Annotated in this window: 28 protein-coding genes; 15 read left to right on the top strand and 13 right to left on the bottom strand. The window is 72.7% G+C overall.

Going from position 1 to position 25,998, the window contains the following annotated elements; all coding sequences use genetic code 11:
- Positions 1-168 precede the first annotated feature (168 nt).
- From ACFW1I_RS27760 to ACFW1I_RS27750, 3 genes are read left to right on the top strand one after another with little or no spacing between them, the layout of a single operon-like run.
- Positions 169-1,191 carry a carbohydrate ABC transporter permease gene (locus ACFW1I_RS27760; protein WP_384674965.1) on the top strand — a complete coding sequence of 341 codons (1,023 nt, stop codon included), beginning with the start codon at positions 169-171 and terminating at the stop codon, positions 1,189-1,191.
- A gap of 53 nt (positions 1,192-1,244) precedes the next feature.
- Positions 1,245-2,081 carry a carbohydrate ABC transporter permease gene (locus tag ACFW1I_RS27755; RefSeq protein WP_384674975.1) on the top strand — a complete coding sequence of 279 codons (837 nt, stop codon included), beginning with the start codon at positions 1,245-1,247 and terminating at the stop codon, positions 2,079-2,081.
- A 9-nt stretch (positions 2,082-2,090) separates the two neighbouring features.
- The gene (locus tag ACFW1I_RS27750) at positions 2,091-3,617 is read left to right on the top strand and encodes a glycoside hydrolase family 3 protein (protein ID WP_384674963.1); all 1,527 of its coding nucleotides are present in this window, start codon (positions 2,091-2,093) and stop codon (positions 3,615-3,617) included.
- 171 nt (positions 3,618-3,788) lie between these two features.
- On the opposite strand, the gene nagB is transcribed toward ACFW1I_RS27750, so the two are convergent.
- On the bottom strand, positions 3,789-4,574 hold the full coding sequence (gene nagB / locus ACFW1I_RS27745) for a glucosamine-6-phosphate deaminase (RefSeq protein ID WP_384674961.1): 786 nt from the start codon (positions 4,572-4,574) through the stop codon (positions 3,789-3,791).
- 323 nt (positions 4,575-4,897) lie between these two features.
- Positions 4,898-5,650 carry an SDR family oxidoreductase gene (locus tag ACFW1I_RS27740; protein ID WP_384674959.1) on the bottom strand — a complete coding sequence of 251 codons (753 nt, stop codon included), beginning with the start codon at positions 5,648-5,650 and terminating at the stop codon, positions 4,898-4,900.
- Positions 5,651-5,733: 83 nt separating this feature from the next.
- On the opposite strand from ACFW1I_RS27740, the gene ACFW1I_RS27735 reads away from it, so the two are divergent.
- Positions 5,734-6,330 carry a TetR/AcrR family transcriptional regulator gene (locus ACFW1I_RS27735; RefSeq protein ID WP_384674957.1) on the top strand — a complete coding sequence of 199 codons (597 nt, stop codon included), beginning with the start codon at positions 5,734-5,736 and terminating at the stop codon, positions 6,328-6,330.
- A gap of 448 nt (positions 6,331-6,778) precedes the next feature.
- Positions 6,779-8,245 carry a sensor histidine kinase gene (locus tag ACFW1I_RS27730; protein ID WP_384674973.1) on the top strand — a complete coding sequence of 489 codons (1,467 nt, stop codon included), beginning with the start codon at positions 6,779-6,781 and terminating at the stop codon, positions 8,243-8,245.
- Between the two features lie 174 nt (positions 8,246-8,419).
- On the opposite strand, the gene ACFW1I_RS27725 is transcribed toward ACFW1I_RS27730, so the two are convergent.
- Both ACFW1I_RS27725 and ACFW1I_RS27720 read right to left on the bottom strand, forming a co-directional pair.
- On the bottom strand, positions 8,420-8,677 hold the full coding sequence (locus ACFW1I_RS27725; protein ID WP_003953983.1) for a WhiB family transcriptional regulator: 258 nt from the start codon (positions 8,675-8,677) through the stop codon (positions 8,420-8,422).
- 318 nt (positions 8,678-8,995) lie between these two features.
- Positions 8,996-9,964 (bottom strand): diacylglycerol/lipid kinase family protein, encoded by a 969-nt coding sequence (locus ACFW1I_RS27720; RefSeq protein WP_384674956.1) that lies wholly within the window; start codon positions 9,962-9,964, stop codon positions 8,996-8,998.
- A 105-nt stretch (positions 9,965-10,069) separates the two neighbouring features.
- On the opposite strand from ACFW1I_RS27720, the gene ACFW1I_RS27715 reads away from it, so the two are divergent.
- Positions 10,070-10,483, top strand: coding sequence for a hypothetical protein (locus ACFW1I_RS27715; protein ID WP_319009634.1), 414 nt, complete (start codon positions 10,070-10,072; stop codon positions 10,481-10,483).
- Positions 10,484-10,486: 3 nt separating this feature from the next.
- Here ACFW1I_RS27715 and ACFW1I_RS27710 read toward each other — a convergent pair whose 3' ends face one another.
- From ACFW1I_RS27710 to ACFW1I_RS27700, 3 genes are all read right to left on the bottom strand, one after another.
- On the bottom strand, positions 10,487-11,431 hold the full coding sequence (locus ACFW1I_RS27710) for an RNA polymerase sigma factor SigF (RefSeq protein WP_384674954.1): 945 nt from the start codon (positions 11,429-11,431) through the stop codon (positions 10,487-10,489).
- Positions 11,432-11,514: 83 nt separating this feature from the next.
- A complete protein-coding gene (locus ACFW1I_RS27705; protein ID WP_030492700.1) occupies positions 11,515-11,928 on the bottom strand; it encodes an anti-sigma regulatory factor in 414 nt (137 codons plus the stop codon).
- Positions 11,929-12,215: 287 nt separating this feature from the next.
- Entirely contained in the window at positions 12,216-12,476 is a 261-nt protein-coding gene (locus ACFW1I_RS27700; protein WP_384674952.1) for a UBP-type zinc finger domain-containing protein, read from the bottom strand.
- A gap of 77 nt (positions 12,477-12,553) precedes the next feature.
- Between ACFW1I_RS27700 and ACFW1I_RS27695 the strand changes: the two genes are divergently transcribed.
- Positions 12,554-14,149 carry a Na+/H+ antiporter gene (locus ACFW1I_RS27695; RefSeq protein WP_384674950.1) on the top strand — a complete coding sequence of 532 codons (1,596 nt, stop codon included), beginning with the start codon at positions 12,554-12,556 and terminating at the stop codon, positions 14,147-14,149.
- Here ACFW1I_RS27695 and ACFW1I_RS27690 read toward each other — a convergent pair.
- Together ACFW1I_RS27690 and ACFW1I_RS27685 are read right to left on the bottom strand one after the other, a co-directional pair.
- Positions 14,146-15,036, bottom strand: coding sequence for a 1-aminocyclopropane-1-carboxylate deaminase/D-cysteine desulfhydrase (locus tag ACFW1I_RS27690; protein WP_384674948.1), 891 nt, complete (start codon positions 15,034-15,036; stop codon positions 14,146-14,148). The two genes, ACFW1I_RS27695 and ACFW1I_RS27690, sit on opposite strands and share 4 nt — an antisense overlap.
- A gap of 205 nt (positions 15,037-15,241) precedes the next feature.
- Positions 15,242-15,832 (bottom strand): N-acetylmuramoyl-L-alanine amidase, encoded by a 591-nt coding sequence (locus tag ACFW1I_RS27685; RefSeq protein WP_384674946.1) that lies wholly within the window; start codon positions 15,830-15,832, stop codon positions 15,242-15,244.
- Between the two features lie 251 nt (positions 15,833-16,083).
- On the opposite strand from ACFW1I_RS27685, the gene ACFW1I_RS27680 reads away from it, so the two are divergent.
- The 5 genes from ACFW1I_RS27680 (at position 16,084) to ACFW1I_RS27660 (ending at position 20,076) form a co-directional block, all read left to right on the top strand.
- Positions 16,084-17,502 (top strand): family 2B encapsulin nanocompartment shell protein, encoded by a 1,419-nt coding sequence (locus tag ACFW1I_RS27680; RefSeq protein WP_384674944.1) that lies wholly within the window; start codon positions 16,084-16,086, stop codon positions 17,500-17,502.
- Between the two features lie 81 nt (positions 17,503-17,583).
- Complete coding sequence (locus ACFW1I_RS27675) at positions 17,584-18,633, top strand: family 2 encapsulin nanocompartment cargo protein polyprenyl transferase (protein WP_384674942.1); 1,050 nt, start codon at positions 17,584-17,586, stop codon at positions 18,631-18,633.
- A 102-nt stretch (positions 18,634-18,735) separates the two neighbouring features.
- Entirely contained in the window at positions 18,736-19,323 is a 588-nt protein-coding gene (locus ACFW1I_RS27670; protein WP_384674940.1) for a dihydrofolate reductase family protein, read from the top strand.
- A 36-nt stretch (positions 19,324-19,359) separates the two neighbouring features.
- Positions 19,360-19,614, top strand: coding sequence for a hypothetical protein (locus ACFW1I_RS27665; protein WP_384674938.1), 255 nt, complete (start codon positions 19,360-19,362; stop codon positions 19,612-19,614).
- A 42-nt stretch (positions 19,615-19,656) separates the two neighbouring features.
- On the top strand, positions 19,657-20,076 hold the full coding sequence (locus ACFW1I_RS27660) for a DUF6304 family protein (protein ID WP_384674936.1): 420 nt from the start codon (positions 19,657-19,659) through the stop codon (positions 20,074-20,076).
- A gap of 83 nt (positions 20,077-20,159) precedes the next feature.
- Here ACFW1I_RS27660 and snpA read toward each other — a convergent pair whose 3' ends face one another.
- A complete protein-coding gene (gene snpA, locus ACFW1I_RS27655; protein ID WP_384674934.1) occupies positions 20,160-20,807 on the bottom strand; it encodes a snapalysin in 648 nt (215 codons plus the stop codon).
- A 188-nt stretch (positions 20,808-20,995) separates the two neighbouring features.
- Between snpA and ACFW1I_RS27650 the strand changes: the two genes are divergently transcribed.
- Positions 20,996-21,955 carry a LysR family transcriptional regulator gene (locus ACFW1I_RS27650; protein WP_384674931.1) on the top strand — a complete coding sequence of 320 codons (960 nt, stop codon included), beginning with the start codon at positions 20,996-20,998 and terminating at the stop codon, positions 21,953-21,955.
- Positions 21,956-22,025: 70 nt separating this feature from the next.
- On the opposite strand, the gene fabV is transcribed toward ACFW1I_RS27650, so the two are convergent.
- Positions 22,026-23,234, bottom strand: coding sequence for an enoyl-[acyl-carrier-protein] reductase FabV (fabV, locus tag ACFW1I_RS27645; protein WP_384674929.1), 1,209 nt, complete (start codon positions 23,232-23,234; stop codon positions 22,026-22,028).
- A 281-nt stretch (positions 23,235-23,515) separates the two neighbouring features.
- Positions 23,516-23,911, bottom strand: a complete 396-nt coding sequence (sodN, locus tag ACFW1I_RS27640) for a superoxide dismutase, Ni (RefSeq protein ID WP_030207400.1) — start codon at positions 23,909-23,911, stop codon at positions 23,516-23,518.
- Between the two features lie 142 nt (positions 23,912-24,053).
- On the opposite strand from sodN, the gene sodX reads away from it, so the two are divergent.
- Positions 24,054-24,479, top strand: a complete 426-nt coding sequence (sodX, locus tag ACFW1I_RS27635) for a nickel-type superoxide dismutase maturation protease (protein WP_384674926.1) — start codon at positions 24,054-24,056, stop codon at positions 24,477-24,479.
- On the opposite strand, the gene ACFW1I_RS27630 is transcribed toward sodX, so the two are convergent.
- Positions 24,383-25,012, bottom strand: a complete 630-nt coding sequence (locus tag ACFW1I_RS27630; protein WP_384674924.1) for a CGNR zinc finger domain-containing protein — start codon at positions 25,010-25,012, stop codon at positions 24,383-24,385. The genes sodX and ACFW1I_RS27630 overlap by 97 nt on opposite strands.
- Positions 25,013-25,127: 115 nt before the next feature.
- Between ACFW1I_RS27630 and ACFW1I_RS27625 the strand changes: the two genes are divergently transcribed.
- The gene (locus ACFW1I_RS27625) at positions 25,128-25,877 is read left to right on the top strand and encodes a class I SAM-dependent methyltransferase (protein ID WP_384674922.1); all 750 of its coding nucleotides are present in this window, start codon (positions 25,128-25,130) and stop codon (positions 25,875-25,877) included.
- Positions 25,878-25,998: the final 121 nt, after the last annotated feature.

Raw genomic sequence — 25,998 nt, 5'->3', positions numbered from 1 at the left:
CCGACCCCCCCCCCAACCCCCACCACACACCCAACCCCCACACCCCCCCCCGTGCGCGTCCCCTAACCCCCCCCCACCCCCCACCTGGGCGTTGCAGTGATTGCGGCCCGCTCCCCCGGGCCGTGCCCCGGTGGGCGCGGGAGCCCCAGAACCGCGAGGAAGAAGACCATGACCGTGGACTCCCAGGGGACGGCGACCGCCGGTTCCCAGGACGCGCCCGGGAGGGCGGCAGGGAAGTCGCAGACTCCGCCACCCCCTTCCGGCGCGAAGGAAGCCCTTCAGCCCTCGCGCGGCAGACGTTCGCTGCCTGGTGGGCTACTGCCGTACCTGCTCGTCACGCCCGCCCTGCTGTCCATGGCGGTGCTGCTGCTCTACCCCCTGATCAGCAACCTGATCCTCTCCTTCCAGTCGGTCAACCGGCGTGAACTCATCCGCCGCGAGACCCCCTGGGTCGGCTTCGACAACTACACGGAGCTGCTGGGGAACTCCGAGTTCTGGACCGTCGTCCTCCGCTCGGTCGCCTTCACCGCCGCCAACGTGGCGCTGATCATGGCGATCGGCACCGGCATCGGCCTGCTGCTCAACCGCCTCGGCAAGAAGATGCGGCTGGTGCTCTCCCTCGCGCTCGCCTTCGCCTGGGCCATGCCGATCGTCGCCTCCGTCACGGTCTTCCAGTGGCTCTTCGACGAGCAGTTCGGCGTCGCCAACTGGCTGATGCGGACGCTCGGCTTCTCCGGCTACGAGCAGCACAACTGGTTCGAGACCGGCTTCTCCACCTTCGTGATCATCACCGCCCTCGTCGTCTGGGGCTCCGTCCCCTTCGTCGCCCTCAACATGTACGCCGGCCTCACCACCGTGGGCAGCGAGCTCTACGAGGCGGCCCGCATGGACGGCGCGAACGGCTGGCGGACCTTCTGGTCCGTGGTCTTCCCGAACCTGAAGCCCTTCTTCATGATCACCACCTTCCTGGAGATCATCTGGGTCTTCAAGGCGTTCACCCAGGTCTACGCCATGAACCAGGGCGGCCCCGACCGCGCCACCGAGACCCTTCCCGTCTTCGCGTACATCGAAGGCATGAGCCAGCAGCACTACGGCGTCGCGGCGGCCATCTCGATCCTCACCATCGTGATGCTCCTCGTGGCCATGTCCTTCTACTTCCGCCTGATCCTGAAGCAGGAGGACGAGCAGTGAGCACCACCGCACAGACCCCCAAGGCACCCGCGCCGGCCCCGGCTCCGCAGAAGCTGCGCACCCGCAAGCCGCTGACCGTCGGCGCCGTGGCGAAGAACGCCACCGCGCTCGTCCTCGCCCTGGTCTTCGTCTTCCCCGTCTACTGGATGTTCTCGTCCTCGCTGAAGCCGCAGAGCGAGATCCTCTCCAAGGACCCGGTCTTCCTCTTCACCCCGACCTTCGAGAACTACGGCACGGCCACCGGCGTCGACCTGTTCTGGACGTACGTCACCAACAGCCTGATCGTCACGGTCGGCGCCGTCCTGCTGGCCCTGCTCGTCGCCCTCGCCGCGAGCTTCGCGATCGCCCGCATGAAGTTCAAGGGCCGCAAGGGCATCGTCCTCGTCGTGATGATGGCCCAGATGGCCCCCTGGGAGGTCATGGTCATCGCGATGTACATGATCGCCCGCGACAACGACATGCTGAACAGCATCCCGCTGCTCACCGCGATCTACTTCGTGATGGTCCTGCCCTTCACCATCTGGACCCTGCGCGGCTTCATCGCCGCCGTCCCGGTCGAGCTGGAGGAGGCCGCCCAGATCGACGGCTGCACCCGCGGCCAGGCGTTCCGCAAGGTCATCTTCCCGCTGCTCGCCCCCGGCCTGATGTCCACCTCGCTCTTCGGCTTCATCACGGCCTGGAACGAGTTCGCCATGGTCCTGGTGCTCAACAAGGACAAGACCGACCAGACCCTGACGCTCTGGCTCACCCAGTTCCAGACCGCGTTCGGCGACGACTGGGGCGCCACCATGGCCGCCTCGACGCTCTTCGCCCTGCCCGTGCTCATCGTGTTCCTCTTCCTCCAGCGCAAGGCCGTCGGCGGCATGACCGCCGGCGCGGTGAAGGGATAACGGCACCCCATGACCACACTCGTACACGGCTCGGACACCCTGACCCGTGACGCGCTCACGGTGCTCCAGCCCGGCTTCGTCGGCACCACCGCACCGGACTGGCTGCTCCGCCGGATCGGCGAGGGCCTGTCCTCCGTCGGCCTCTTCGGCCGGAACGTCGTCGGCCCCGACCAGCTCGCCCGCCTCACCGCGCAGCTCCGCGCCGAGCGGGAGGACGTCCTCGTCGCCATCGACGAGGAGGGCGGCGACGTCACCCGCCTGGAGGTCAACGAGGGCTCCTCGTTCCCGGGCAACTACGCCCTGGGCCGGGTCGACGACGTCGAGCTGACCCGGGCCGTCGCCCGCGAGCTCGGCCGCCGGCTGATCGCCTGCGGGATCGACCTCAACTGGGCGCCCTCGGCCGACGTGAACTCCAACGCCGAGAACCCGGTCATCGGCGTCCGCTCCTTCGGACCGGACCCCGACCTGGTCGCCCGGCACACCGTGGCGTACGTCGACGGCCTCCAGGCCGTCGGGGTCGCGGCCTGCACCAAGCACTTCCCCGGGCACGGCGACACCAACGTCGACTCGCACGACGCGCTGCCCCGGATCGATGTGGACCTCGCCACACTGCACGCCCGTGAGCTGGTGCCTTTCCGCGCGGCCGTCGCCGCGGGTACCAAAGCGGTCATGAGCGCGCATATCCTGCTCTCCGCGCTCGACACCGACCGTCCGGCCACCCTGAGCCCGCAGATCCTCACCGGTCTGCTCCGTCAGGAGCTGGGCTTCGACGGCCTGATCGTCACCGACGGCATGGAGATGCAGGCCGTCGCGGCGACGTACGGCATCGAGCGCGGATCCGTCCTCGCGATCGCCGCGGGCGCCGACGCCATCTGCGTCGGCGGCGGGCTGTGCGACGAGGACACCGTGCTGCGGCTGCGCGACGCGCTCGTCTCCGCGGTACGGACCGGTGAACTGCCCGAGGAGCGGCTGGCCGACGCCGCGGCGCGCGTGCGCGCCCTGGCGGCCTGGACCCAGGCGCACCGGGCGAGGGGGGCTGGATCGGTGCCGGGCGCGGCAGTGCAGGAGGGGACCGCGCCCGGCGCCGACATCGGACTCGTGGCCGCCCGCCGGGCGCTGCGGATCACCAAGGGCGCGGGGCTCTACACCCCGGTGTCGAGCGCTCCCTTCGTCGCCTCCTTCACCCCGGTCGCCAACTTCGCGGTCGGCGACGAGACCCCGTGGGGCGTCGCCGCCGAGCTGGACCGGCTGCTGCCGGGCACCGGGTCGGGCTCCTTCGACGCCGAGGCCACCGTGGAGTCGGTGCTCGCGGCGGCGGGGGAGCGGCGGATCGTCGCGGTCGTCCGCGACCTCCACCGGCACCCCTGGATGACCGCGGCGCTGGACGGCCTGGTCGCCGTCCGCCCGGACACGGTGGTCGTCGAGATGGGTCTCAACGAGGCGGAGCCGCGCGGCGCCCTGCACATCGCGACCCACGGCGCCGCCCGGGTCTGCGGCCGGGCCGCGGCGGAGGCCGTGGTCGGCACCGGCGCCTGACGGACACCCGCACGCGCGGGCGCGGTGGGGGGGGGGGGGGGGGCGGGGCCGGGGGGGGGGCGGGGGCCGCCCCGGCCCCGCCCGCCCCCCCCCCCCCGGGGGGGGGCCGGGGCCCCCCCCCCCCCCCGGGGCCCCGCCCCCCTTCTGTGCGCCGGTGGGTGGATCCGGGGATCAGATGCCCTGCCAGGAGGGCTTGTTCGCGTAGGTGTGGCGGAAGTAGTCGGCGAGCTTCAGCTTGGAGGCGGCGGCCTCGTCCACGACCACGGTGGCGTGCGGGTGGAGCTGGAGCGCGGAGGCCGGCACGAGCGCGGCGACCGGGCCCTCGACCGTCTGCGCGACGGCCTCGGCCTTGCCCTCGCCGGTGGCGAGCAGCACCAGGTGGCGGGCCTCCAGGATGGTGCCGATGCCCTGGGTGATGACGTGGTGCGGGACCTGGTCGATGTCGTCGTCGAAGAAGCGGGCGTTGTCCACCCGGGTCTGCTCGGTGAGCGTCTTGATCCGGGTGCGGGAGGCGAGCGAGGAGCAGGGCTCGTTGAAGCCGATGTGCCCGTCGGTGCCGATGCCGAGGATCTGGAGGTCCACACCGCCGGCGTCGACCAGCGCCTTGTCGTACGCCTCGCAGGCCGCCTGGACGTCCTCGGCGGATCCGTCGGGGCCCATGAAGTGGTCCTCCGGGAGGCCGAGCGGCTCCACGACCTGGCGCAGCACGGTCGAGCGGTACGACTCCGGGTGCCCGGCGGGCAGCCCCACGTACTCGTCCAGCTGGGCGATGCGCGCCCGGGAGGCGTCCACGGAGCCGGCCCGCACCTGGGCGGTCAGGGCGTCGTAGATCGGGATCGGGGTCGAGCCCGTGGCCACGCCGAGCAGCGCGTCGGGCTTGCGGCGCAGGAGGTCGGCGATGCCGTCCGCGATGAGCTCTCCGCCCGCCTTGGCGTCCTTGACGATGACAACTTCCACGCTGTGCCTGCCGATCTGGTGAGGGGCTGGGGAGGGGCCATGTGGTATAGACCAATCAAAGTCCCAATCTAGCAGAGGGAGACCCGTCTCCTCATGCCGTTCCGCACCCCGGACGGCCCGGTTCTCCCGGCCCTCTCCATCGTCGGCCGCACCCCCCTCCCCAGCCACTCGAACCCCACCGCTCCCGCTCTCCCGGACCCGCGCCTCCCCGCCCGCACCCGGCGCCGACACGGGGACGGCCGCCCCGCCGGCCGCCCCCGCCCGGCGCCCCCGGCCCGGCGCCCCCGCCCGGACGGCCCGACCCCCGTCCGGGCCCGGTCGCCTCAGGTCAGCGAGCCTCCCGTGGCGTCGATCCAGGCCCCCGTCACCCAGCGCGCGTCCTCCGAGGCGAGGAAGGCCACCACGTCGGCTATCTCCGCCGGGCTCCCGACCCCGCCGAGCGCGGAGTGCGCCGCCGCCCCCGCCCACGCCTCGTCGCTGCCGCGCAGCCATCCGGCGTTGATGTCCGTGTCCACGATCCCGGGCGCCACCGAGTTGACCGTGATCCCGCGCCGGCCCAGCAGCTTCGACAGGTCGCGGGTGAGGACGTCCAGGGCCGCCTTGGACATCGAGTAGGCGATCAGGTCCGGCATCAGCGCGGTCCTGCTCAGCCCGGTCGACACGTTGACGATCCGGCCGCCGTCCCGCAGCCGCTCCGCGCCCAGCCGCGCGAGGAAGAACGGCGCCTTCGTGTTCACCGCGAACACCCGCTCGAACTCCTCCTCGTCGATCGTCTCGAAGGGGCGCGCGGCACCGATCCCGGCGTTGTTCACCAGGATGTCCAGCCCCTCCGCCCGCGCGTCGAAGGCCGCCCACAGCGCCGCCGCGTCCCCCGGCACCCCCAGCTCCTGCCCGATCGCGAACGCCTCGCCGCCCGCCGCCTCGATCGCCGCGACCGTCTCCTTCGCGGCCGCCTCGTTGGTCCCGTAGTGCACCGCGACCCGCGCGCCGTCCCGGCCCAGCCGCTCGGCGATCCCGCGCCCGATGCCCCGGCTCGCGCCCGTGACCAGTGCCGTCTTCCCCGTGAGCACGCCCATGGCGACGCCCCCCTCATTTGCTAGTGGTCGTTACAGAAAGACCGTACCCCACGATCCGTAACGCGCGCTATAGAATTCACCCCATGGCGACGAAACAGCGCGGCCGCCCCCGCTCCTTCGACCGGCCGACGGCCCTGGAGCAGGCGACGATGGCCTTCTGGGAACACGGCTACGAGACGACGTCCGTCTCCGACCTCACCCGGGTCATGGGCATCAGCGCCCCGAGCCTCTACGCGGCCTTCGGCGACAAGCGGACCCTCTTCGAGGAGGTCGTGGCGGAGTACGTGGTCTCGCACGGCGCCTTCGGCACCCGCGCCTTCGACGAGGAGCCGACCGCCCGCGCCGCCGTGGCGCGGATGCTCCGCGAGGCCGCCGTCGCCTACACGGAGCCCGGCCACCCGCCGGGCTGTCTGGTGATCTCCGCCGCCGTCAATTGCTCGACCCCCGAGGTCGAGGAAGCCCTCCGCGCCCGGCGCAACGCCAATCTGGCGGCCATCGAGGACCGGATCCGCCGGGACGTCGAGGCCGGCGAACTGCCCGCCGCCACCGACCCGCGCGTCCTGGCCCGCCTCAGCGGAGCCGTGCTCCAGGGCATGTCCCAGCAGGCCCGCGACGGGGCGACGGCGGAGGAACTGGCGGCGGTGGCCGAGTCGGCGATGCGCGCCTGGCCCACGACCTGAGCGGGCTTCCCGCTCCAGAGGCGACGAGGCCCGGAAGCGACCGGGGCCCCGGAAACGACCGCGGGCCGCAAACGACCAAGCCCCGGAAACGACCAAGCCCCGGAAACGACCGAGCCCCGGAAACGACCGCGGGCCGCGGCGCCTGGCGGGACCCTCAACCCGCCCGGCACCGCAGCCCGGGTGTGCCCGGCCGGGGGTGTGCGGACCCTCGGCCGTGAAGGGAGGTCTCGGCGCAGTCAGGGCAGAGAGCGCCGGGTACCTCGTCCATCCTCCTGTGCGGGGAGGATGGAGGCTGTGTGGAGTTCGATGCGCTCATTGTGGACTAGACCATTCTTGTCTGTCCATCCACCTGAACGCGGTGTTTCCGGGGCCATCCTCCAACACGGAGCCCGGGAGATCCAGGTTCACCAGCCGTTAATTCCGCGGGTACGCTCGCACCGTGCCCTCCATGAACGACCTCGTCCGCCAGCACACCGCCCTGAGCGACTCCGACCTGGAGTGGCTCCACCTGCTGGTGTCGGAGTGGCAGCTGCTCTCCGACCTCTCCTTCGCCGACCTCGTCCTGTGGGTCCCCACCCTCGACGGCACCCGGTACGTCTCCGTCGCCCAGATGCGGCCGAACACCGGCCCCACCTCCTACCAGGACGACATGGTCGGCCACCTGGTCCCGCGCGGCCGCCGTCCGCTCCTGGACGCCGCCCTCGACGAGGGCCGGATCGTCCGGGAGGGCGACCCCGAGTGGCGCGAGGAGGTCCCGGTCCGGGTCGAGTCGATCCCCGTGCGCCGCGACGGCCGCGTCCTCGGCGTGATCGCCCGCAACACCAACCTGCTGACCGTCCGCACCCCCTCCCGGCTGGAGCTCACCTACCTCCAGTCGGCCTCCGACCTCGCCCAGATGATCGCGGCCGGCACCTTCCCCTACCCCGGCGAGCAGTCCGACATGGACTCCCTGCCGCGGGCCGGCGACGGCCTGGTCCGCCTGGACGCCGACGGCATGGTCCAGTACGCCTCGCCCAACGCTCTCTCCGCCTACCACCGGCTCGGCCTCGCCGCCGATCTGGTCGGCCAGCACCTCGGCCAGATCACCGCCGAACTGGCCCCCTCCCGCGGCCCGGTCGACGAGGCCCTGGTCAAACTCGCCTCCGGCTACGCGCCGAGGAACTTCGAGGTGGAGGGGAGCGGCGGGGTCATCCAGCTGCGCGCCATCCCGCTCAAGCCCAAGGGCAGCCGGATCGGTTCGCTGGTGCTCCTCCGGGACGTCACCGAACTGCGCCGACGCGAGCGCGAGTTGATCACCAAGGACGCCACCATCCGGGAGATCCACCACCGGGTGAAGAACAACCTCCAGACGGTGGCGGCCCTGTTGCGCCTCCAGGCCCGTCGGATGGACTCCGACCGCGGCCGCGAGGCGCTCAACGAGGCGGTCCGGCGCGTCGGTTCGATCGCCATCGTCCATGAGACGCTGTCCCAGAACCTGGACGAGCGGGTCGAGTTCGACGAGATCGCCGACCGGGTCATCGCGATGGTCGCCGAGATCTCCCCGGGCAAGGTCACCTGCCGGCGCAACGGCCGGTTCGGCATCCTGGACGCGGAGGTCGCCACCCCGCTCTCCATGGTCCTCACCGAGATCCTGCAGAACGCCCTGGAGCACGCCTTCGCCCCCGGCGAGCACGGCACGGTCGAGGTCAGCGCGGTCCGCGGCGAGCCCCGCCCCGACGCCCGGCTCCTCATCACCGTCCGGGACGACGGCCGCGGACTGCCCGAGGGCTTCGACCCGCAGAAGGCCGGCAACCTCGGCCTGCAGATCGTACGGACCCTGGTGGAAGGGGAGTTGGGCGGCACCTTCGACATGCGGCCCGGCAGCGAAGGCGGCACCAAGGTGGTCCTGGACATCCCGGTGCGCCCGCAGAAGTGACCCGCCCGCGTGGTCCGTACCTTTGGTCACGCACAGCAGCGAGCCCCGGACCGAAGTGGATCGGTCCGGGGCTCGAATGCTGTGGGGTACTGCTTTACTGCTGCGCGCTGCGGCTCGGGGGCGGTGATTGCGTACACGGTGTACGCGCCGCGTGCCTCAGGCTGTGCAGGTGGCTCAGGCGCTGGCGTTGCGCGCCCGGTTGCGGGCGGCGCGGCGCTTCATCGCGCGGCGCTCGTCCTCGCTGAGGCCACCCCAGACGCCGGAGTCCTGGCCGGACTCGAGCGCCCACTGCAGGCACTGCTCCATGACGGGGCAGCGGCGGCAGACGGCCTTGGCTTCCTCGATCTGCAGCAGCGCAGGACCGGTGTTGCCGATGGGGAAGAACAGCTCGGGGTCTTCCTCACGACAAACGGCGTTGTGACGCCAGTCCATGGCTGCTACCTCTCTCGGTTATTACGTGCAAGTTGCTTGTGAATGTGAACGCTTTCACGAATCCCTCAACAAGTGAAGGGCCGACTGCCGGATGAACCGGTGTGGTCCTTGGTGTGAGGAGGGGTTCTGGCTCTCAGTGGAGGCCGGTCTTGCGGGCCGTCCCGATCGCCAAGAAGAGACTCGCAAACCTCGGCAGCGGATACAACCCCTTCCGGAAAGTTTTTTTTGATTCCTCGGTGTCGGCTAGGTCACAGCCGTACTTCTAAGGGGTGGATGCGCGCCTAAACGTTCGAGTGCAAGGACTTTCGGCCCTTCCACTCACACAATCACACGCAGTGCACGGCGTACGCCTGTGAACGTCACGCTCGTGCGCAGTCCGAGGTGGTCTCCGTCCATCTGGAGGGGGAGGGGCACCTTCGAATGCAAGGTGAAGTCGGTCAGGTCGTGCAGAGTCGTGGCGTGCTTGCCGCGGGGGCCCCGTTCGGGGCTGGAAGTGAGCAGCTGGGTGGCGTACCGCGCCACCGCCGGGGTGGAGAGCCGGCTCAGTCCGAGGACGTCGAGCGCGGTCTCGAAGGACGCCTCCGGGGACGCGTACACCGGACGATTGCCCAGGTAGGTCCAGGGGGAGGTGTTGCAGATTATGGAGAGGACCAGGTCCTCCACCGGCTCCGCGCCGGGCCGCTCCAGGGTGATCGTCCCGTGCCGGCGGTGCGGGTCCTCCAGGAACTGGCGGAGCACCTGGCGCAGATAGAGCGCATGGGTGGACCGCTTCCCCTGCTCGCGCTGCTGTTCGACCCGGCCGACCACGCCGGCATCGAAGCCGAGCCCGGCGCAGAAGGTGAACCAGCGGGCCGGCACCTCCTCGTCCGGAGTGTCCGGCGTCCCCGACGCGAGCCCGAGGCTCACCGTCCGGGCGCTCCGCTCACGCAGCGCGTCGAGCAGGGCGCCGGTCGCCTCCACGGCGTCGTTCGGCAGCCCCAGCGCGCGGGCGAAGACATTGGTCGATCCGCCCGGCACGACCGCGAGCCCGGGCAGCCGGTCCGGGTCGGGCCCGTGGTGCAGCAGCCCGTTCACGACCTCGTTGACCGTGCCGTCGCCGCCGAGGGCCACGACCAGGTCGATCTCGCCCGACTCGGCCGCCCGTCGGCCGAGGTCCCGCGCGTGCCCCCGGTACTCGGTGCTGACGGCCTCCAGCTTCATCTCGCTGGCCAGCGCGTGGATCAGCACGTCACGGGTGCGGGCACTGGTGGTGGTGGCTGCCGGGTTGACCACGAGAAGTGCGCGCATGACCGCCAGCGTACCTACCCGGTGGTACCGATCCCACTCCCGCCCGGTCGGCGGACACCCCCGCCCGGGCCCGGAGCGGCCGGCGTCCCCGTTACGCTGCCTCTCATGAGCAGTACGGAGCAGACCCCCCGCCCCGCCCGCCTGGCCGCAGCCGCGGGAGTGGCCCTCGTCGAGGCCCTCGGGCTCCTCGCCGGCGGTGTGTACATGCTGGTGCGGACGCTGGCCGACGGCGGAGACCTGACCGGCGGCGTGACCGGCGGGGTCACCCTCGTCGCGCTCGGACTGATCCCGCTCGCCGCCGCCCGCGGGCTGTGGCGGCTGCGCTCCTGGAGCCGCGGCCCCGCCGTGATCACCCAGGTCCTCGCCCTGCCGGTCGCCTGGCAGATGCTCCAGTCCGACGGCGTGATCCCGTACGGCATCGTGCTCGCCGTGCTCGCCGTGACCGGGCTCGTCCTGCTGGTGAACCCGGCCACGACCGAGGCGCTCGGGATCCGGCGCCCCGGCCAGGACGCCTCCTGATCCTCACTCCTCCACGAGGAGCTTCTCCCGCAGCTGCGCCAGCGTCCTGGCGAGCAGCCGGGAGACGTGCATCTGGGAGATGCCGACCTCCTGCGCGATCTGCGACTGGGTCATGTTCCCGAAGAACCGCAGCAGCAGGATCCGCTTCTCCCGTGGCGGCAGGTCCTCCAGGAGCGGCTTGAGCGACTCCCGGTACTCGACCCCCTCCAGGGCCTCGTCCTCCGCGCCCAGCGTGTCCGCGACCGCCGGCGACTCGTCGTCGGTGTCCGGCACGTCCAGGGAGAGCGTCGAGTAGGCGTTCGCCGATTCGAGCCCCTCCAGGACCTCCTCCTCGGAGATCCCCAGGCGCTCGGCCAGCTCGTGCACGGTCGGTGACCGTCCGTGCTGCTGCGACAGCTCCGCCGTCGCCGTCGTCAGTGACAGCCGCAGCTCCTGGAGCCGGCGCGGCACCCGGACCGCCCAGCCCTTGTCGCGGAAGTGCCGCTTGATCTCGCCGACCACCGTCGGCGTCGCGTACGTGGAGAACTCCACGCCCCGCTCCGGGTCGAACCGGTCGACCGACTTGATCAGGCCGATCGTCGCCACCTGCGTCAGGTCGTCCAGCGGCTCGCCGCGGTTCCGGAAGCGCCGCGCCAGGTGCTCGACCAGCGGCAGGTGCATCCGTACCAGCCGGTTGCGCAGCTCGGCCTTCTCCGGGGAGCCCTCCGGCAGCGACCGCAGCTCCACGAAGAGCGCGCGGGCGCCGCTGCGGTCCTGCGGGTGGTGACCGCCACCCTCGCCGTCCGCCGCGTCCGCGTCCACCGCGTCCTCGGCCTCGTCCGCGGCCTCGGTGGTGTCCGTCGCGTCCGCGGCCTCGGCGGTCCCGTCCGGGGACGGACCCGATACCGAGTCCGGGGCCGGTGCCGGGGGAGCCTCGTCGTGCTGCTGCTCGTGCGCGCTCTCGCTCATCTGGTCCGCCTGCTGCTCCGTAGCGACCTCATGCGGCCTTGCTGCCTGCTGACCGGGGATGCCGGCCGTCGCGTCCCCGCTCCTCACGCCGGGCCTGGCCCCGCGCCGCGCTGTTTGTACAGGCTGATCGAGACCGTGTTGTCCTCCGCGACCGAGGACTCGACCTTCCCGGCCAGCGCCGACAGCACCGTCCAGGCGAAGGTGTCCCGCTCGGGCGCCCGGCCGTCCGTCGTCGGCGCGGACACGGTCACGTCGAGGGAGTCGTCCACCAGCCGGAAGACGCAGCTCAGGACCGAGCCGGGCACCGCCTGCTGGAGCAGGATCGCGCACGCCTCGTCCACCGCGATCCGCAAGTCCTCGATCTCGTCGAGGGTGAAGTCCAAGCGCGCCGCGAGACCGGCCGTGGCCGTACGCAGCACGGACAGATAGGCACCCGCAGCGGGCAGCCGGACTTCCACGAAGTCCTGGGTCCCGGGCTCGCCTGCGATCTGGGACACCCTCACCTCCAAGGTGGCACAAGCTCATTCGGGGCCCGGGGGAAGGCCCCCGGACCGGGCGCGGTCACGCAGGGGCTGCGCGGTCCGCCGTGACGCTATCGCGATCCATCCTGCCGTGTCGCCGCAAGCCCCCGGGCCCCCGATCCCGGCCCGTCACTCATGGTAGGCCCATGGGCGCGGACGGTGGCCAGGGGTGTGCGGGGGCCAAAAACCGGCGACCGGCGGAGGGGTGACGTACCCACCGGCCCGCCCGTCGAACCGCGCCGCCGCACGCGGACCGCTCCGGCTCAGACCAGCGCCTCGTCCACGAAGCACCAGCGCCACGCCTCGCCCGGCTCGAAGGTCCGCATCACCGGGTGCCCGGTCGCGCCGAAGTGGCCGGTCGCGTGCCGCCCCTGCGAGGAGTCGCAGCAGCCCACGTGCCCGCAGGTCAGACAGAGCCGGAGCTGCACCGGGTTCGTCCCGTCGGCCAGGCACTCGGGGCACGTCTCGTGGAGCGGGGCCGGCTCGGGGCGCGGCATTTCTGCTACGTGCTGGCACTCGATCATGATGGCCAGGGTACGTGGCGCACGCCCCGTACCGGACGGGCGGGACGAACGGCGAGACGGGACGGTGGAGGGGCGGCATGGACGCACTGCGGCTGGTGGCACTGGTGGCGGCGAGCGCGGCGGTGGCGGGGCTCGCCCGCCGCACCCCCGTACCGGCGCCGCTCCTCCTCGTCGCGGTCGGCCTGGCCGCCTCGTACGCCCCCGGGGTCCCCGACTACACCCTCGACCCGCACATCGTGCTGCCGCTGATCCTCCCGCCGCTGCTCTACACGGCCGCCGTCGACTCCTCCTACCTGGACCTGCGGGCCAACATCCGGCCCGTCGCGCTGCTCTCCGTCGGCTACGTCCTCTTCGCCACCGTGGCCGTCGGCTGGCTCGCGTACGTCCTCGTCCCCGACCTGCCGCTCACCGCCGCCCTCGTCCTCGGCGCGGTGATCGCCCCGCCGGACGCGGTGGCCGCCACCGCCATCGCCCGCCGCCTCGGCCTGCCCCACCGGATCACCACGATCCTCCAGGGCGAGTCCCTGGTGAACGACGCCACCGCGATCACCGCCTACAAGGTCGCCCTCGCCGCCGCCGTCGGCGAGGGCATCAGCTGGGCGGGCGGCCTCGGCGAGTTCGCCCTCGCGGCGATCGGCGGCGTCGGCGTCGGCCTGCTCCTGATGGTGCCCATCCACTGGATGCGGACCCGGCTCACCGAACCCCTCCTCCAGAACACCCTCTCCCTCCTCATCCCCTTCATCGCCTACGCGGCGGCCGAGGAGGTCCACGCCTCCGGGGTGCTGGCCGTCGTCGTGGTCGGCCTCTTCCTCGGGCACAAGGCGTGGAAGGTCGACTTCGCCACCCGCCTCCAGGAGGAGGCCGTGTGGAAGATGGTCGCCTTCGTCCTGGAGTCCGCCGTCTTCGCCCTGATCGGCCTCCAGCTGCCGTACGTGGTCCGGGAGCTCGGCCCGTACAGCATCGGGGAGGCCGTCTGGTACGCCTTCGGGGTCTTCGTCTTCGTCGTCGTGGTCCGCTTCGTCTGGGTCTTCCCGGCCACCTTCCTGCCCCGCTGGCTCTCCGCCCGGGTCCGGGAGCGCGAGCCGGGCGTCGACTGGAAGGCGCCGGTGGTCGTCGGCTGGGCCGGCATGCGCGGGGTGGTCTCCCTCGCGATCGCCTTCTCCATCCCCGTCGCCACCGACGGCGTCGAGTTCCCCGCCCGCAACCTCGTCCTCTTCCTCACCTTCACCACCGTCATCGGCACCCTCGTCGTCCAGGGCCTCACCCTGCCCCCGCTGATCCGCGCCCTGAAGCTCCCCGGCCGCGACCGCTACCAGGAGACGCTCGCCGAGGCGCAGGCCCAGAGCGAGGCGTCCCGGGCCGCCGAGGCCCGCCTGGAGGAGCTCCTCGCCGACGAGCGCAACGCCCTGCCCGGCCCGCTCGCCGACCGCCTCCGCACCGTCCTGGAGCGCCGCCGCAACAGCGTCTGGGAGCGCCTCGGCGCGGTCAACGAACTCACCGGCGAGACCGCGGACGACACCTACCGCCGCCTCTCCCGGGAGATGATCGAGGCCGAGCGCGAGGTCTTCGTCCAGCTGCGCGACGCGCGCCGGATCGACGACGAGATGATGCGCAGCCTGCTGCGCCGGCTCGACCTGGAGGAGGCCGCCGCCTACCGCGAGGAGACCGGCTAGCCGTTCCCGGACCCGGTGATCACGGCGGCGATCCGGGCCCCCGGCGGGAAGGCGCCCTCCTCGGCGAGGGACACCAGCGCGAGGAGCATTTTGGCGACATACAGCCGCTCGATGGCGAGTCCATGCCGCGCCTCGAAGTCCTGTGCGAACGCGTCGAGCGCCGGGGTCGTCCGACCGTAGCCGCCGCAGTGGAACCGCTCGTCCAGCAGCCAGTCCCCGCGCGGGCCGCCGAAGGCGGCCTCCTGGAGGGCCCGCACCTCCCCGCCGAGGAAACCGCCCTTCAGGACCGGCACCCCCAGCGTCCGGCCGTCGAAGCCGGCGGCGAGGCCCGCCAGGGTGCCGCCGGTGCCGCAGGCCACCGCGGCCACGTCCGCGCGCCCGGACAGCTCCCGCCCGAGCGCCGTGCACCCCTCCACCGCGAGGGCGTTGCTGCCGCCCTCGGGGACCACGTAGGCGCCCTCCGGGGCCCGGTCGAGGAGGGCCGCCAGCACCGCCGGCTCGTGCTTCGCCCGGTACGTGGCGCGGTCCACGAACTCCAGCCGCATCCCGTCCGCCGCGCACCGCGCCAGCGAGGGGTTCAGCGGCCGGCCCGCCAGCTCGTCGCCGCGCACGATCCCGAGGGTGGGGAAGCCCAGCAGCCGGCCGGCGGCGGCGGTGGCCCGCAGGTGGTTGGAGTAGGCGCCGCCGAAGGTCAGCACCGGCCGCCCGGCGGCGGCGCGCAGATTGAGCGCGAGCTTGCGCCACTTGTTGCCGGGCAGGTCGGGGTGGATGAGGTCGTCCCGCTTGAGCAGCAGCGTCAGCCCGTGCCGGGCGAACCGCTCGTCCTCCACCGGCTCCAGGGGCGAGGGGAGCCGGGGCCGCAGGGCGGAGAGGTCGTACGTGTCCACCCGGCCATTCTCGCGGGCGGCGGGAGCCCCGGGAGCCGGGGCCCGTCGCGTACGCGCGCGTGGGGTCGGCCGGGCTCGTACGCGCGCGGGGTCGCCGGGCCTGTACGCGCGCGGGGTCGGGTCGGCCGGGCCCGTACGCGCGTGTGGGAGCCGGGCCCCGCACGCGTGGGGGCCCGGCTCCCGCGTACGCGCGCCTCGGTGGGGGTCAGCGCAGCAGGTCGGCGATCCGCTCGCGCATCGAGGCCATGGAGAAGCCGCGCGGGTCCACCTTCCCCGGCTGCCACTCCCGGTGCCCGATGACCGAGCGCTGGGTCCAGCCGTGCGCCCGGCAGAGCGCCGCCGACGCCTTCGCGATCGCCTCCAGCTGCACCTTGGGCCAGGGGTCCTCGCCGTCGCCCAGGTTCTCGCACTCGAAGCCGTAGAAGTGCCGGTTGCCGTCGGTGGTGGCCTCGTCGTCGACCGGCAGCCGCTGCTCGGCGATCACCGCCCGCAGCACTTCGTCGTCGCCGAGCCCGGCGTGGTTGGCCCGCCCGTGGCCGACCAGGTGGACCGTGCCGTCCTTGGCGATCACGCCGTGGCAGAGCGGGCCCGGCAGCCCCGCGTAACCGTCCCGGCAGATGCGGACGGTCTGCGCGGTGCCCCGGGTGACGGTGTGGTGCACCATCACCCCGTGCACCGGCCCCCAGGGGCCCTTGTGGTTCCTGTTGTGGGTGGTCCAGTCGCCGACCTCGACGACCGACAGCCCCTCGCCGCGCAGTGCGCCGAGGATCCTGCTCGCGGACAGCGGAACGGCCATGGCGTGCTCCTTCCTACGGAACGGACCGGGTCTCCGGAGTACCGGAGTCCGTCCCTCCGCTGCCATCCGTTCGGGCCGTGTGCGAGCCGATCCGGACAGCCCGGCCGGGTCGCGCGCTCCACCGTCCGGAGGGAAATCGGGCGACATGCCCCGAAGATCGCCGAACAGTCCCACCCGATTGTGTAGTGGCGCGGCCACGCTCCGTGCTGACAGGCTTTCATTCGCAAGTCAGACGTACGAGAGGGAGTTCCATGTCCGTTGGTCCGGTCGGCGCCGAGGTCCTCGACGAGGAGCGACAGGCCCCGCAGCAGAGTCTCGGCACCGCCGCCGCGCGGAACCTCGCCTCGACCAGCAAGTCGGCCCCGCAGATGCAGGAGATCACCTCCCGCTGGCTGCTGCGGACGCTGCCCTGGGTCGAGACGAAGGGCGGTGCCTACCGGGTCAACCGGCGGCTCAGCCACTCGGTGGGCGACGGCCGGGTCACCTTCGTCCAGACCGGCGAGCGGGTCGCCGTGATCCCCGCCGAGCTCGGCGAGCTGCCGGCCCTGCGCGGATACGAGGACGAGGCCGCCCTCGGCGAGCTCGCGGCCCGCTGCGTCCAGCGCGCGTTCGCCGCCGGCGAGGTCATCGCCCTCGCCGGCGCCCCCGCCGACCGCGTCCACCTCCTCGCCCACGGCCGCGTCGAGCGGATCGGCGAGGGGCCCTACGGCGACGAGACGGTGCTCGGCGTCCTCGCCGACGGCTCCTACTTCGGCGAGGACTCCCTCCTCTCCGAGGACGCCACCTGGCAGTGGACCGCCCGCGCCGCGACCGCCTGCACGGTCCTGGAGCTCACCCGCGCCGACGTGACCGCGCTGGCCGCCCGCGCCGGCTCGCTCGCCTCCCACCTCGCCGAGGTCGCCGGCCGCCCCGAGCGGTCCGTCAACGCCTACGGGGAAGCCGACATCGCCGTCTCCGCCGGCCATGTCGGCGAGGCCGTCGTCCCGCACACCTTCGTGGACTACGAGCCCGCCCCGCGCGAGTACGAGCTGAGCCTCGCCCAGACCGTGCTCAAGGTCCACACGCGCGTGGCGGACCTCTACAACCACCCGATGAACCAGACCGAGCACCAGCTGCGGCTCACGGTCGAGGCGCTCCGCGAGCGCCAGGAGCACGAGCTCGTCAACAACAAGGAGTTCGGCCTCCTCGCCAACTGCGACTACGGGCAGCGGATCCAGCCGCACGACGGCGTCCCCGGCCCCGACGACCTCGACGAGCTGCTCTCCCGCCGCCGCGACTCCAAGCTCTTCCTCGCCCACCCGAAGGCCATCGCCGCCATCGGCCGCGAGCTCAACCGGCGGGGCCTGGTGCCGGACACCGTCGACATGGGCGGCACCCGCGTCCAGACCTGGCGCGGGGTCCCGATCCTCCCCTGCGACAAGATCCCGGTGACCGCCGCCGGCACCAGCTCGATCCTCTGCATGCGCACCGGCGAGTCCGACCAGGGCGTCGTCGGCCTGCACCAGACCGGCCTCCCGGACGAGGTCGAGCCCGGCCTCTCCGTCCGCTTCATGGGCATCGACGAGCAGGCGATCACGTCCTACCTGGTCACCACCTACTACTCCGCGGCGGTCCTCGTGCCCGACGCGCTCGGCGTCCTGGAGAACGTCGAGATCAGCCGCCGGCACTGACCGCCCCGGCCGACCGCCCACCGCCCCACCGGACCGCGCGCCCCGCCGCGCGGTCCGCCGCGAAGAAGGACGACCAAGACCGTGACGCTGACGACCGCGGATCCCGTCACCGACGGGCCGGGCGCCGTGGCGCTCCTCGACCGGACGAGGACCGCCGTGGACCCCCAGATCCGCTCCACCGTCGAGACCCTGCCCGGCTCGGTGCGCCGGGTGGCGATGTACCACTTCGGCTGGGAGGACGCCGACGGCAGCCCCGCCGCGGGCCAGGCCGGCAAGGCGATCCGCCCCGCCCTGGTGCTCGCCGCCGCCCGCGCGCTGGGCGCCGAGGAGACCCAGGCGGTGAAGGCGGCCGCGGCCGTCGAGCTGGCCCACAACTTCACCCTGCTCCACGACGACATCGTCGACGAGGACCCGACCCGCCGTCACCGGCCCACCGCCTGGACCGTCTTCGGCATCCCCGACGCCCTGATGGCCGGCGACGCCATGAACGCGCTCGCGCTCCGGCTGCTCGCCGAGGACCCGCACCCCGCCGCCGCGGCGGCCACCGCGCGCCTCGCCGCCTGCGTCATCGAGCTCTGCGCCGGCCAGCAGGCCGACTGCGCCTTCGAGTCGCGCGGCCCCCGCGAGGTCTCCCTCGACGAGTGCCTCGCCATGGCCACCGCCAAGACCGGAGCCCTGCTGGGCTGCTCCTGCGCCCTCGGCGCGCTCTACGCGGGCGCGGGGGAGGAGGAGGTCGCCGCGCTCGACTCCTTCGGTCGCGAGGCCGGGCTCGCCTTCCAGCTGATCGACGACCTCATCGGCATCTGGGGCGACCCGGACCGCACCGGCAAGCCGGCCGGCGCCGACCTCGTCGCCCGCAAGAAGTCGCTGCCCGTGGTCGCGGCGCTCACCTCCGGCACGCCCGCCGGCGAGGAACTGGCCGAGCTGTACGCCCGCGAGGTCCTGGACGAGCGGGCGGTGCGGGCCGCGGCCGACGCCGTGGAGCGGGCCGGCGGCCGGGACTGGGCACAGGCCCAGGCCGCCGACCGGATGGGCCGGGCCGTCGAGCACCTGGCGCGCGCGGTGCCGGACCTCACGGCGGCCGAGGACCTGCTGGCGCTCGCGGAGTTCGTGACCCGCAGGACCCGCTGAGAACCGGGGCCCGTTTCGGGGTTGCGCGACCACTACAGATGAAGCACTATGTCTGTCGTGGTCGCGCTCGCGGTCACGCCCCCGACAGAATCAGGACCCGGTTTGCGCAAGCTCACCTACTTCGTCGCCTGCACGATCGACGGCTTCATCGGAGACCCGAAGGGCGACGCCACCTCCACGTACTCCTACGTCATGGGCGAGTACCTGGAGTTCCTCAAGACCGAGTACCCCGAGACCGTCGCCGCGCCCGGATGGCCCGTCGTCGGCATCGAGCCCGGCACCCCGAACCGCCACTACGACACCGTGATCCAGGGCCTCGGCTCGTACCGGATCGGCCTGGACGCCGGCGTCACCAGCCCGTACGCCCACCTCCGCGAGTACGTCGCTACCCGCTCGCTCACCGAGTCGCCCGACCCGAACGTCGAGCTGATCGCCGACGACCTCGTCGGCCGCGTCCGGGAGCTCAAGGCCGAGGACGGCGGACTCGGCATCTGGCTCTGCGGCGGCTCCACCGTCGCCGGCGAGCTCATCGAGGAGATCGACGAGCTGGTCATCAAGACCTACCCGCAGGTCTACGGCTCCGGCATGCCGATGTTCGGCGCCGGCTTCGAGCCCCGGGACTTCACGCTCGGCGCCGTCCGCGCCTTCGACAACGGCGTGCTGGTCCGTACGTACACCAGGAAGCGGTAGCGGGCGGCCCGCGGCGGGGCGGCCTACCCTGGAGGCATGGGCGAGGAGACCCCCCGCACGCTGAGGGACCCGCTGGCCGTGCCGCTCTGCCCGGCCTGCGGGCACCCCCGTGCCACCGTTGCCACCCGGCACAAGGTCCTCGGGGCCTGGGTGCCGGAGTGGGAGGTCCAGGCGTGCCGCAACCCCGACTGCCCGCTCTTCGAGGCGCCGGACCCGGACGGCACGGAAGCCACTACCACGCAGGTCACCGGCAAGAACGGCGAGAACGGGAGAAGTCCGGCCCCGGGGTGACCGGCCGCGCGCCGGAGCCGGTCATACCGCTACAGTCCGCGCATGTCATCGGAGTCGACAGAAGTCTGGACCGGTTGGTACCGGGACCGCCGCGGTGCGGAAGCGATCGTCATCACGGCCGACGGCGGACGGGTCACCGTCCGGGTCAGGGGAATCGAGTACACGGGCGCGAGCTTCGCCGCGCTCACCGCCGCCGGCGAGGGCGGGGAAGCCCTCACCGGCTGCGTGCTGGAGTGGGACCTGCCGCTCCCCGTCGTCACCGACGGAACCGCCCAACAGGCCACGCTCAGCTGCCTGCTCACCCTCGGCGAGCGCGCCGATCTCAGCCTGACCCTGCACTACGGCGGCACCGCCTTCGAGGCGGTCGTCGCCGGCGGCGACTTCGAGGGCGCGCTGGCCCGGCTGCGCCGTCAGCTCCCCGAGGGTGCCGACTTCGGCCGGCGGCTCCTGTCGGCCGTGTGACGACGGGACCCGCCGGCCCTTGAAGGCGGGACCTGTCGCGGCCCTTGAAAGCGGGACCCGCCGGCCCTTGAAGGCGGAACCCGTCAGCCCTTGAAGGCGGAAGCGAGCCCGTAGCGCCACAACTGGTCGACGCGGGCCCGCTCCTGGGAGTTCGGGGTGGCGTTCTGGCAGGACGTGCCGGGACCGCCGCCCGACATCAACTCGCTGCACGGACCGCTGTAGTGGTCCGGCAGCCCGAGCACGTGCCCGGTCTCGTGGGCGGTCACCCGGGTGGAGTTGTACTGCTGGTTCTGCCGGTAGTCGAGGAAGATGTAGCCGCTCCCGTGCCCGTCGGTGCTCGCGTACGAGCCCCGGGAGTCGTTCCCCTCGTAGTAGCGGAAGTCCGGGTTGCTGCCCTCGACGAGCCGCACGTTCACCACCGAGCTGTTCCATATCTGGGTGGAGCGGGCGATCTGGGTGCGGAAGCTGGGGGCGTTGGCGGCGCTGTAGACGACCGTGACGGCCGCGGTGGCGCTCGGGTTCGCGGCCCGCTTCTTCGCCACCGACGCCATGACGGCGTCGAAGAACGCCTGGTTCGCCCTGGCCTCCTCGGCCGAACCGGCGTAGGCGGCATACGCGTTCGCCGTGGTGTCGGGCGCGGCGCCGGCCGGGGCGGCGGCGCCGAGCGAGACCGCGAGACCGAGCCCGAGGGCGGCGGTCAGGGTACGGGTGAGGACCTTGGGGTGTCGCATGGGGGGCTCCTCCTGATCGGGGTCGGGAGAGAGTCTCGGGGCGCGCGAGCCCGCCGGGAAGAACGCACTCCCCGATAGCGCGACCACATCACCCCCCTCCTCGACTCCCCAATTGGCGTGATTTTCAGGGCAGTTGAGCGGATCCGGGCGTCTGGTGCGGGGCCGGAACCCCGCCCTACGCTCGGTCCATGGAGCTGGAGGTGAGACATCTGCGCGCGCTCTGCGCCATCGCGGACACGGGCAGCCTGCACAAGGCGGCGCGGCAGCTCGGCATGAGCCAGCCCTCCCTGACCACCCAGCTGCGCCGCATCGAGAACGCGCTCGGCGCCGAGCTCTTCGCCCGGGGCCGCACCGGCTGCCGCCCCACCCCGCTCGGCCGCTCCGTCCTCACCCGCGCCCGGCCGCTCGTCGACGGCATGGCCGCGCTCGTCACCGAGACCCGCGCCGAGGCGGCCCGCGCCGACGGCCCCCGGCTCCGCGTCGGCTCCACCGCGAGCCGGGCCCTGGCGGGCTGGCTCCGGCGGCTGCGCGCCCGCTACCCCGGCACGGACGTCGGCCTGCGCGTCGACGTCTCCGCGCGGACGCTGCTGCGCGAGGTGGCGGCCGGCCGCCTGGACGTGGCCTTCGTCCACGAGGTCGAGGGCAGCCCCCTCGACGTCCCCGACGGCCTGGAGCACCGCGTCCTCGTCGCCCGCGAGCCCCAGTTCGTCTCCCTCTCGCCGTCCCACCCGGCCGCCGCCCGGCCGGTGGTGGACCTCGCGGACCTGGCCCACGACCACTGGATGGTCGACCCGACCGTGGACGGCGAATGGGACGGGCTGCGCCGCGTCCTGACGGCCGCCGGTATCGACCCGCCCCTCCTGCACGGCGACTACCACTCCGCCGCCTCCCTGATCGCGCTCGGCGAGGCGGTGGCCCCCTGCCAGCCGACCTCGGTCCCCCGCGAGGACCTGGCGGTCCGCCCCCTCCGCGGCGACCCCCTCGCCGTCCGCCTCCTCCTCTACGCCCGCCCCACCACCCCCCTGACCCCCCTCCACGCCACCCTCGCCGACGCCTACCGCGAGGCGGCCCACCGCGCACCCCCCTACCGCGCCTGGCTCCACGCCGGCGGCACCGCACCCCCCTGCCTCCCCGGCACCCCGGCATGACGAAGGGGCCCCACCGCGCGTGACGGCAGGGCCCCTGTCGGAGCGGTGGCGGGGCCGCTCCTGGAGCGGGTCAGACGGTGGGGGCGGGCCAGGGGACGTCGGTCTCGACGGCGGCGGTGTAGTCGATGCCGGGGACGGAGAAGCCGTAGAGGCGGCGGACCTCGTCGCCGAACCAGTCGAGGTCGGCGAGTCCGACGATGGTGTCGCTGGTGGCGGTGCTCCAGCGTTCGGCGACGGCGTTCTGCACGGCGGGGTCGAGTTCCCAGGTGTCGAGGCGGACCCGGCCCTCGTCGTCGAGGTCGAGGGGGCGGGCGCCGGTCAGCCGGTCCCACAGCTCCACCAGCTGACCGATCGGGGCCACCATGGCATCGCCGAGGACGCCGCGCAGCAGTCCGACGTACAGGGCGATGCCGGGGATGGCGGTGGAGGACTGGGTGACGGCGGCGGCGTTCACCGAGGTCACGGCCCGGCCGCCGACGGTCTTGCCGAGGCGCTCGTCCAACGTGCGCGCGGTGGCTTCCAGATGGGACTTCGCGGCGCCGATGGTGCCCTGTCGGTAGATCGCCGCGGTGAGCGGCGAGCCGATGTAGGACAGGGCGGCGGTGGTGAAGCCCTCGGCGAGCAGGGACCGGTCCGCCAGGAACGTGATCCACCGCTCCCAGTCGGTGCCGCCCATCACCGCCACCGTCTGCTCGATGTCGTCGCCTTCGGCCGGCGCGGCGGTGACCTCCTTCACCTCCGGGGCGCCGTGCTCGTCGAAGACGAGGGTCTTGGTGGTGTGCGGCGAGCCGACCGGCTTGAGGACCGAGGCGTACACGTCGCCGGTGTCCGGGTCGGTGCGGCGCGGTGCGGCCACCGAGTAGATCAGGTAGTCGAGTCGTCCCCCGAAGCGCTCGGTGAGGAGGTCGGCGACCTGCTCCTTCACCGTGTCGCCGAACGCATCGCCATTGAGGAAGACGATGTCCCGCCCGTGCTGCCGGGCGAGCCGGGCGGTGGCGGCGGTGCGGTACCAGCCGGCCGTGCCGGTGCGCCGCGCGGGCGCCTTCTCGAAGCACACGCCGATGCCGCGGATGCCGACACGGGCCAGGCCCGCGATCGTGGCGGCCAGGCCGTACCCGGCGGACGAGCCGATGACCAGAGCCACCGGCCCTTCGCCCCCGGCGGCGACCGGCGCGGGGACGGCCTCCCACATCTCGTCCACCAGCTGCCGGCAGCCGTCAGGATGGGAGTCGAGGAACAGGAAGCCCCGGCTCTTGGGCGCGATGACGCGCTCGCTCACGATGTGATCCCCCAGCTGTCGTCACGGACAAGGACACGGCAGGCAGCCCACGGCCGCCCCATCCCATAAGTCTGCGACCCTGCTCACGAGCACGGTGATCTTGACCGGCACAACGATGTCCGGCGCGCCTTGGAGGATTCCCACCAGCCCGGCCGCGCGCCCCTGCCCACCGGCCCGGGCAGCGGCACACCTGGGCGAGCGGGAAAAGACCGCACCCGGCCCGCCATGGACGCCGGATGCGGCGACCTGCGGACCGGGTGCGGAAGGGGACCGGGCGAAGGTCAGGCCTTCTTCGTCTCCCAGAAGATGCGGTCGATCTCGGCGATGAGCTCGAGGGCCTTCTCGCCGGTCTTCGGGTCGGTGGACGCCTTGGCGGCCGAGAGGGCCTTCAGGGTGTCGTTGACCAGCTGGTTGAGCTCGGGGTACTTCTCGAAGTGCGGGGCCTTGAAGTAGTCGCTCCACAGCACCGAGACGTGGTGCTTGGCGAGCTCCGCGCGCTGCTCCTTGATGACCGTGGCGCGGGCCCGGAAGTGCGGGTCCTCGTTCGCCTGGTACTTCTCCTGGACAGCCTTGACGGACTCGGCCTCGATGCGGGCCTGGGCCGGGTCGTACACGCCGCAGGGGAGGTCGCAGTGGGCGCTGACCTTGACCTTGGGGGCAAACAGGCGGGAGAGCATTGAGCCGTCCTTCCTCGTGATCGTCTTCTCAAGTGGGAGATTACTCGGTGAGAAGGGCGTTTTCGCGAGCGCCCCCTGGGGCTTAGGTCAAAAGTCCGGGGAACGGATCGGACTCGTGTACGAGTCGACGAGGGGAGCAGGAGTGGAGCGGGAGGCAACCGCGGCGGCCGAGGCGCCGTTCGGGATCGCCGAAGTGACGGGGGTGTCGATGGTGCCCACGCTGCTGCACGGGGACCGGCTGCTCGTGCGGTACGGCGCGCGTGTGGCGGTGGGGGAGGTGGTCGTGCTGCGTCATCCGCTCCAGCAGGATCTGCTCGTCGTGAAGCGGCTGGTCGAGCGGCGGGACGCGGGGTGGTGGGTGCTCGGGGACAATCCGGGTGCCGAGGGGGACAGCCGGGTGTTCGGGGCCGTACCGCCCGAGCTGGTGCTCGGGCGGGTGGTGGCGCGGTACCGGCCGTTGACGCCGGGGCGTCAGCGCTCGGCCGGGGTGGTGCTCTCCTGGCTGTTCTCGGCGGTGCGACCGGTGAGGTCGGCCCGTTCGGCCTCCAGGCGCTTGCGGGCCCGGTAGGCGGCCACGTTGGCCCGGGTGGCGCAGCGGTCGGAGCAGTAGCGCCGGGAGCGGTTGGTGGAGGTGTCGAGGTAGGCGTTGCGGCAGGGCGGGGCCTGGCAGAGGCCGAGCCGGTCGGCGCCGAACTCCGTCAGATGGAAGGCGAGCCCCATGGCGGAGATGGCCGCGTATCCGGCGGTCGCGTTGGACGAGTGGTCGGCGAGGTGCATGTGCCAGCGCGGCCGGCCCTCCTCGTCGAGGGTGTCGTGGCCGGAGATCTGCGGGCTGACCGGGAACTCCAGGAGCAGCGAGTTCAGCAGGTCGACCGCGCCGGTGTGGTCGCCCTCGTCGGCCGCGGTGAAGACGGCCCGCAGCCGGGTGCGGATGGTGCGGAACCGGGGCAGGTCGGCCTCGGTGACCCGACGGGCCATCTGGGTGGCGGGGCCGAAGAGTTCCTTGAGCACCTCGACCGTGGTGAGGCCGTCCCTGCCGCGGGCCGGCTCCTCGGTGTTGACGAGGCGCACGGCGTAATCCGAGTAATAGGCCAGTTCCACTTGTAGTCCTTACGGTGGCGGGCTAGGGTCGGCGTCGAGGGGGTAACTGGTGTTCCCCATCTGAGGGTATTACGTTCTCGGGTTTTCTGTGGCGTCGACGACGGAGGGTACGGACATGGGCGACACCGACTGGGCGGGCTGGCAGCGGAGCTGGGACCGCCAGCAGGAGTGGTACATGCCGGACCGCGAGGAGCGGTTCCGCGTCATGCTCGACATGGTCGAGGCACTGGTGGGACCGGAGCCCCGCGTCCTCGACCTCGCCTGCGGTACGGGAAGTATCACGGACAGGCTCCTCCGGAGGTTCCCGGGCGCGGTCTCCACGGGTGTCGACCTCGACCCCGCGCTGCTCGCCATCGCCCGCGGCACCTTCGAGGGCGACGGGCGCGTCACCTTCGTGACGGCCGACCTCAAGGACCCCCAGTGGACGAAGGCGCTGCCGTACGACACGTACGACGCCGTCCTGACCGCCACCGCCCTGCACTGGCTCCACAGCGAGCCGCTGGCCGCCCTGTACGGGCAGGTCGCCGGGCTCGTCCGGGACGGCGGGGTCTTCATGAACGCCGACCACATGATCGACCCGGCCACCCCGCGGATCAACGCCGCCGAGCGGGCCCAGCGGCACGCCCGGATGGACGAGGAGAAGGCCGCCGGGGTCCTCGACTGGGCCGAGTGGTGGGCGCTCGCCGCGAAGGACCCGGTCCTCGCCGAGCCCACCGCCCGCCGCTTCGAGATCTACGGCGAGCACGCCGACGGCGACATGCCCTCGGCCGGCTGGCACGCCGACACCCTGCGCGCGGCCGGCTTCGGCGAGGCCCGCCCGGTCTGGTGCTCGCCCTCGGACACCCTGCTGCTGGCCGTGAAGTAGGCCGGGACGCGAGGGAGGGGCGGGGGGGGGGGGCCGCCCCCCGCCCCCCCCCGCCCCAGAGCCAGCGGGCGCTTGGGGGTTAAGTCATCACCGGCTTGAGGGAGGAGAGCGGAGAGATCAA

The organism is Streptomyces sp. NPDC058955, from assembly GCF_042741435.1.
Taxonomy (GTDB): Bacteria; Actinomycetota; Actinomycetes; order Streptomycetales; family Streptomycetaceae; genus Streptomyces.
The sequence above is the reverse complement of the archived record's forward strand: the minus strand, read 5'-3'. Positions and strand labels throughout refer to the sequence as shown.

Coding starts and splice junctions, on each gene's coding strand:
- ACFW1I_RS27760 (WP_384674965.1), top strand. CDS start 169: ATGACCGTGGACTCCCAGGGGACGGCGACCGCCGGTTCCCAGGACGCG.
- ACFW1I_RS27750 (WP_384674963.1), top strand. CDS start 2,091: ATGACCACACTCGTACACGGCTCGGACACCCTGACCCGTGACGCGCTC.
- ACFW1I_RS27740 (WP_384674959.1), bottom strand. CDS start 5,650: ATGGGCGTGCTCACGGGGAAGACGGCACTGGTCACGGGCGCGAGCCGG.
- ACFW1I_RS27735 (WP_384674957.1), top strand. CDS start 5,734: ATGGCGACGAAACAGCGCGGCCGCCCCCGCTCCTTCGACCGGCCGACG.
- ACFW1I_RS27730 (WP_384674973.1), top strand. CDS start 6,779: ATGAACGACCTCGTCCGCCAGCACACCGCCCTGAGCGACTCCGACCTG.
- ACFW1I_RS27725 (WP_003953983.1), bottom strand. CDS start 8,677: ATGGACTGGCGTCACAACGCCGTTTGTCGTGAGGAAGACCCCGAGCTG.
- ACFW1I_RS27720 (WP_384674956.1), bottom strand. CDS start 9,964: ATGCGCGCACTTCTCGTGGTCAACCCGGCAGCCACCACCACCAGTGCC.
- ACFW1I_RS27715 (WP_319009634.1), top strand. CDS start 10,070: ATGAGCAGTACGGAGCAGACCCCCCGCCCCGCCCGCCTGGCCGCAGCC.
- ACFW1I_RS27710 (WP_384674954.1), bottom strand. CDS start 11,431: ATGAGCGAGAGCGCGCACGAGCAGCAGCACGACGAGGCTCCCCCGGCA.
- ACFW1I_RS27700 (WP_384674952.1), bottom strand. CDS start 12,476: ATGATCGAGTGCCAGCACGTAGCAGAAATGCCGCGCCCCGAGCCGGCC.
- ACFW1I_RS27695 (WP_384674950.1), top strand. CDS start 12,554: ATGGACGCACTGCGGCTGGTGGCACTGGTGGCGGCGAGCGCGGCGGTG.
- ACFW1I_RS27685 (WP_384674946.1), bottom strand. CDS start 15,832: ATGGCCGTTCCGCTGTCCGCGAGCAGGATCCTCGGCGCACTGCGCGGC.
- ACFW1I_RS27680 (WP_384674944.1), top strand. CDS start 16,084: ATGTCCGTTGGTCCGGTCGGCGCCGAGGTCCTCGACGAGGAGCGACAG.
- ACFW1I_RS27665 (WP_384674938.1), top strand. CDS start 19,360: ATGGGCGAGGAGACCCCCCGCACGCTGAGGGACCCGCTGGCCGTGCCG.
- ACFW1I_RS27660 (WP_384674936.1), top strand. CDS start 19,657: ATGTCATCGGAGTCGACAGAAGTCTGGACCGGTTGGTACCGGGACCGC.
- snpA (WP_384674934.1), bottom strand. CDS start 20,807: ATGCGACACCCCAAGGTCCTCACCCGTACCCTGACCGCCGCCCTCGGG.
- ACFW1I_RS27650 (WP_384674931.1), top strand. CDS start 20,996: ATGGAGCTGGAGGTGAGACATCTGCGCGCGCTCTGCGCCATCGCGGAC.
- sodN (WP_030207400.1), bottom strand. CDS start 23,911: ATGCTCTCCCGCCTGTTTGCCCCCAAGGTCAAGGTCAGCGCCCACTGC.
- ACFW1I_RS27625 (WP_384674922.1), top strand. CDS start 25,128: ATGGGCGACACCGACTGGGCGGGCTGGCAGCGGAGCTGGGACCGCCAG.